This window comes from Candidatus Hinthialibacter antarcticus (genome assembly GCA_030765645.1).
Lineage (GTDB): Bacteria > Hinthialibacterota > Hinthialibacteria > Hinthialibacterales > Hinthialibacteraceae > Hinthialibacter > Hinthialibacter antarcticus.
The window spans coordinates 1-5,478 of record JAVCCE010000013.1; the positions used below are offsets into that span (position 1 = coordinate 1).

Here is a 5,478-nt window from a genome sequence, read left to right on the forward strand (position 1 = left end):
AGACGGGAAAACAAAAATGTCCATTATCAGCGCCGTCATGGCCAAAATCGTCACAATTCTCAACGCTCGAATTCAAGAATCTTTACAAAAAAATCAACTCCTCGTTCAACAGAGTTGATGACACGAACAAAATTAATAAGGTGGTTTATTGCTTACAGGTCTTGGGTTTTGATTATTTTTGAGGAACCGTTGTGGAGGGTCAGTGCGCGCCGTCCGTGCATGAAGGCGACCAGTTCTTCGCCGATCAACTCAGAGGCTTGGGGCGTGAGAATTTCTTGATCGACCAAATCTTGAGCGCATTCGAAGTGGTTTAAAAATAATAAATATATTTTTCGCGGCGAGATGAGAAAACGCGATGCGATGCCGTGTTGTTCGGACAGCATTTCTAAAAAACAACGCAAAAGTTCAACGGTGCGGGTTTCGGTATGATTGCTTGAATGAGCCTTGGCGGGTTTTTGCGGCTGGCTTTCAACACCGCGTTGAATGGCGGCCAAAATCTCGGGGCCTTGCGAGGACACCTCATCTTTTGGGATGCCGCGAAAGGTCTCTAAATGTTTCAACTCTTTGGGGCGTACTTCGGCGAGGTCGAGTAGAACGCCGTCATCCATCAACCATTTTCGGGGGATGTTGAGATGGCGGATGCGGTGTTCGCGCCATCGGGCGAGTTCGACCAAGACGGGAAACGTCTTGGATGTAATGCGCCCACTTTTTGACAAACGCTTGGCGATTTCCTCCGGTTGCGGTTCATAGAGCGCCGGGTTTTCAAACTCCGCTGAAAGCGCCATCGCCCACGGGCGGCGGTTCTGTTCGTCGAGTTCGGCTAACAACTTTTCGCCGAGTTCGACCAAGTGGACAACGTCGGCGTGAGCGTAATCAATCAGCTGTTCCGGCAGCGGGCGTAACGACCAGTGGCTGCGGGCGTGTCCTTTTTTGATGCGAACGCCAAGCGCCTGGCGAAGCAGGTTACGTAGGCTGATGTTGTCGCCATAGCCCAACAGCGACGCGGCCAGGGCCGTATCAAGCGTGGGGCATGCGGTAACGCCGAAACTGGTGTAAAGGCATTCCTGGTCGGCTTGCGCCGCATGGAAAATTTTTAATGAATTGGGTGATTCAAGTAGATCAAGCAATGGCTGAAAACTATCAAGCGGCTTGCCGTTTGAAGAATCAATAAATGCGCGCGCATCAATTAACCACGAGTCGTCGCGGTTCGCGATCTGCATCAGTTCAAGCGTCGGGAAGAATGTTTTCTCGCGGATAAACTCCGTATCAATCGCAATGAACGGGGCGTCTTTCAGTTGTTCCGCCAGTGCGGCAATGGACGCGGGCGAATCGATGAGTTCCTTATGTTGCATGTTTCTATTTCTGACTTTCTAAGAACGCGACCGCGATACGGCTGTCGATCTTCGCTCCCCCTTTTGGACGCGGCGTTTCATGATTCGTTCGGGTTCAATCTCCGTCAAAAACTACTTTGAATGCATCAGACCAAACAAGATGTTGAAAACCGCTTTGTCTCCATTGTAAAAGCAATGTCGATAGGATCGAAGACGAATGGCCAATTCTTTTTACACAAAATGGTCTTTACTGCTTTATGCTGAAGCGAAATATGATAATTTAATAGTGCCTTTATATCCGAAATGGGAGCATTGCAATGACTCACACCCTGAAACGCCGGAATTTTATTCAAACTGGAATCGTCTCCGCAGGCGCAGTTGCATTGGGAGCCAATTATGCACTAGCGGCGAAACCCAAGCGCAAACTCAAACTCGGCTTCGATAACTTTTCCATTCGCGCCCTCAATTGGGACGCCGACCAGATATTGGATTACGCCAATACGTTGGGCGTCGATTGCGTGTTGTATTCTGACCTTGATGTTCTGAAAAGCCATGAAGACGCCTATCTCAAAGCGCTCAAGGCCAAAGCCGACCAATACGGCATCCAACTCTACGCCGGAACGGGCGGCGTTTGCCCCAGTTCAGGGCGGTTTATTAAAAAATGGGGCAGCGCAGATGATCATCTGTCTCTCTTAATTCGCGTTGCTGAGCGCTTAGGCTCTCCTGTCGCCCGTTGTTATCTAGGTTCAGGCCAGGACCGCACCGAAGGCGGCGGCATTCAACACCACATTGAGGTATTGGCAAAGACGTTGCAATCCGTCCGAACCAAGGCGCTGGACGCAGGCGTGACTTTTGCCGTCGAAAACCATGCGGGCGATATGCAATCGCACGAGCTGAAACAGTTGATTGAATTGGCGGGCAAGGACTTCGTCGGCGCGACGCTCGATTCAGGCAACGCCGCCTGGACGCTGGAAGACCCCCAAACTAATTTGAAAATTCTCGCGCCTTATGCGGCGTGTTCCGGCATCCGCGATAACTCCATCTGGGAATACGAAGACGGCGCCAAGGTCGTTTGGGCATCGCCCGGCGACGGTGATATGGATTGGGACAAATATCTTGCGACCTGGCTTGAACGATGTCCCGATACGCCGTTCGTGTTGGAAATTATCAATTGGATCGACAACCCCCGCGAATATGCTTATCTCAAGCCGGAATTCTGGAAAGGGTATGAGGATGTTCCTGCGGAATACTTCGCGCGTTTTGTGGCGATGGCGAAGAAGGGCAAACCCTATTCGCATCCAGCCGATAGACCCAAAGGCGAGCGCTCTGACGCCTTGATGCAGCAGCAGCAAAAATATGACCTGGAGCGCAGCCTTGCCTTCTGCAATAAACTCTTAGCAGTGTAATTTCGTATACGATCAAGCGGCGGTCTGGGGATGATAAGGTCCCTCAACCGCCGCTTTTTTATTGAAATTTCCACCAGAACCGGATACGGTTTGTTGTAAAGTTGTTTGCTAGGGTATTCTTTGTAAGATTAGTCAATGTAGTTAGTTAGGAGAATTTATTTTTGAGGCTGTTTCCCGATTTGTTTCCGTCACTATAAATTAATTTCATCAATTTTATTTTAGGGACTTTTATATCCTACGCGCAGAGTATAATATAGGGATATATTCTATGATTGAGGTAGATGATTATGCCAGCTGTTCTGGCGTCACCCAAACCAATGCTTGATATAGATGCAGTCAACGCACAACTTGAAGGCAAGCCGCCCCGCGAAGTGATCCAATGGGCGTATGAGACATTTGGTGACGGATTAGGGATGCTGTCGAGTATGCAAAAGACAGCCTCCGCCATGATGCACATCCTCTACGCGCTAGACCGTACCGACGTGGAGATCATGTTCGTCGATACTCAATATCATTTTCCTGAAACACTGCAACTCCGCGACGAATTCATCGAAAAATTCGGCTTAAATATCAAAACCTACTATCCCGAACATTCGCCGGAAGAACAGTTCCGTCAGCATGGACGCGAATTGTACTTAAAAGACGGCGACTATCAGGTCTGCTGCGAATTGCGCAAAGAGAAGCCGTTTCTAAAAGCCGCGCAGCCGTTTAACGCCTTGCTTTCCGGTTTGATGCGCTCAGAAGGCGGCGCCCGAAAGAACATCCCGGTGGTTTCGGTAGACCCACGAATTGATGGCTATAGAATACATCCGCTGCACACGTGGACGGGTGAAGACGTTGAGGCCTATCTGGCGGCGAACCAGGTTCCTGTTCATCCGCTGCATGATAAAGGTTTCCCCAGTATCGGTTGCTCTGTTTGCACCACAGCGGTTCAACCCGGCGAGGATGAACGCGCTGGACGTTGGCGCCACATTCGTGAGCAGCGCGGTACAGATGAAAAACTCTACTGCGGAATTAATTTTACCGACAAAAAGTAATCAACATGCGCTATCAACACGACTGCATCGCTTGCTCAAAACGGCAGGGAAACCGCATTTACAATATTGCGCTGGGTGGCGAGCCTGGCTCGTCTGAGCATTATTGCGAAAAATTACAACAAGAATTAAACGAAAAAATTGACGCCTTCGACCCCGGACATTCTCCAGCGCAATTATCTTTGACGGCCATCCGTGCTGCACAGAAGTACGCAGGCGTTGAAGACCCCTTCGTCGAACAAAAAAAACAAAACAACCAACTCGCGCTTTCGTTAGAACCCGACTTGAGAAAGCGAATCGAAGCCAGCGAAGACCGTCTTCGTATTGCATGTCTGTTGGCGGCGTGCGGTAATATTATTGATTTAGGGCCTGCGGATTCGTTCGACATCAACGCGACCATTGAAAAGGTGTTGAGCGAAGGGTTTCAGCGTGACGAATATAATGGCTTTGTTGCAGAACTCGACCGAATTCACCAACGCGACGCGGCGCCTAAGGTAGTGTATTGCTGTGACAACGCGGGCGAGATTGTTTTTGATCGCCTACTCATCGAAGAATTGCAACGCGCCTATCCCCGTCTCGAGATTACCGCCGTTGTCCGTCAGAAGCCCGTTTTGAATGACGCCACTCTGGAAGACGCCCGCGTCGTCGGGCTGGATCAGGTTACGCGGGTGATTGACAATGGAAACGACCTGCTCAGAACAGTGATGGAGTTTGCCGGAGATGAGTTGCGCGGGGCATTCGCCCAAGCAGACGTCATCATCTCAAAAGGCCAGGCCAATTACGAAACGCTATCCCACCAACCCGAATTGATTTTCTTTATCCTCAAAGCCAAGTGCGACGTGATCGCTTCCTCATTGAGCGTCAAACTCTACGACGCCGTTATGACTCGCAGCCCCTATCTGGCCTCGAAAATACCGATCATCTAATCGAACGCTTTGCCTTCATTATTTTCTTTTACTCAATTATTTAATTGACGCCGCTCTGTCTCTCCTGTACATTCAAATTAAATAGGCAATCGGGCAAATGCTCGATTGGGTAAATTCAACTCTCGTGGGGGGAGGAGAAGATTATGGACGGACCAATCAATCGTAGGGAATTTGTGGGTGGGTGCGCAGCGGGGGCGATTGCTCTCGCAGCGAACCGGGTTCAGGCAAATCAGCAGTCCAACTGGCCGCTTCAAATGCCGAAGGTGAAAATTCATCAGTTGTATATTGGGCGCACTGGAGGAATTTATCTCTCCCGGCCCGAAGCGGAAATTCAACGCTTCGAAGACCATTTGAAACATATTGAACAAACACTTGGTGATGTTGAGTTCGTTGGCGGCGAGATCATCCCGCCGGAGAATGTTGACGCTCTTCTGCCCAAGATCAAACAAGCGGACGGCGTATTGTTTTTTCATCTTTCAGGACACGGGGGCGGCGCGCCTGAACAGGCGATGAAAAAAATCATTGAGACAGGCGTCCAAGCCACGGTGTTTAGCCAACCATTCAGCGGACACGGCTGGATGTATTTTCCCCGTTGGCAAAAAGAAGGTCACAAAGTCATGCTGGCGCCCAGCAGCGATTGGAGCGAGATTGACCGCGCCGTCAAGTTGATGCGCGTCGCGCCCCATTTGAAACGCACACGCATGTTAGTGATTCGCGGGCCGCTGGGCACCGAAGCGGCATGTTCGGCTGAGAAGGTCAAAGATACGCTTGGCGTTGAAAT

The 5,478-nt window shown here is 50.3% G+C and carries 5 protein-coding genes; 4 read left to right on the forward strand and 1 reads right to left on the reverse strand.

What is annotated here, in order from left to right; all coding sequences use genetic code 11:
- Positions 1–152: 152 nt before the first annotated feature.
- Positions 153–1,352, reverse strand: a complete 1,200-nt coding sequence (locus P9L94_04420; protein MDP8243304.1) for an HRDC domain-containing protein — start codon at positions 1,350–1,352, stop codon at positions 153–155.
- Positions 1,353–1,648: 296 nt separating this feature from the next.
- Between P9L94_04420 and P9L94_04425 the strand changes: the two genes are divergently transcribed.
- The 4 genes from P9L94_04425 to P9L94_04440 all read left to right on the forward strand — a co-directional run.
- A complete protein-coding gene (locus P9L94_04425; protein ID MDP8243305.1) occupies positions 1,649–2,737 on the forward strand; it encodes a sugar phosphate isomerase/epimerase in 1,089 nt (362 codons plus the stop codon).
- 287 nt (positions 2,738–3,024) lie between these two features.
- Entirely contained in the window at positions 3,025–3,774 is a 750-nt protein-coding gene (locus P9L94_04430; GenBank protein ID MDP8243306.1) for a phosphoadenylyl-sulfate reductase, read from the forward strand.
- A gap of 5 nt (positions 3,775–3,779) precedes the next feature.
- Complete coding sequence (locus P9L94_04435; protein ID MDP8243307.1) at positions 3,780–4,697, forward strand: ARMT1-like domain-containing protein; 918 nt, start codon at positions 3,780–3,782, stop codon at positions 4,695–4,697.
- A 143-nt stretch (positions 4,698–4,840) separates the two neighbouring features.
- The coding region (locus tag P9L94_04440) for a twin-arginine translocation signal domain-containing protein (GenBank protein MDP8243308.1) at positions 4,841–5,478 on the forward strand (638 nt) is incomplete at its 3' end.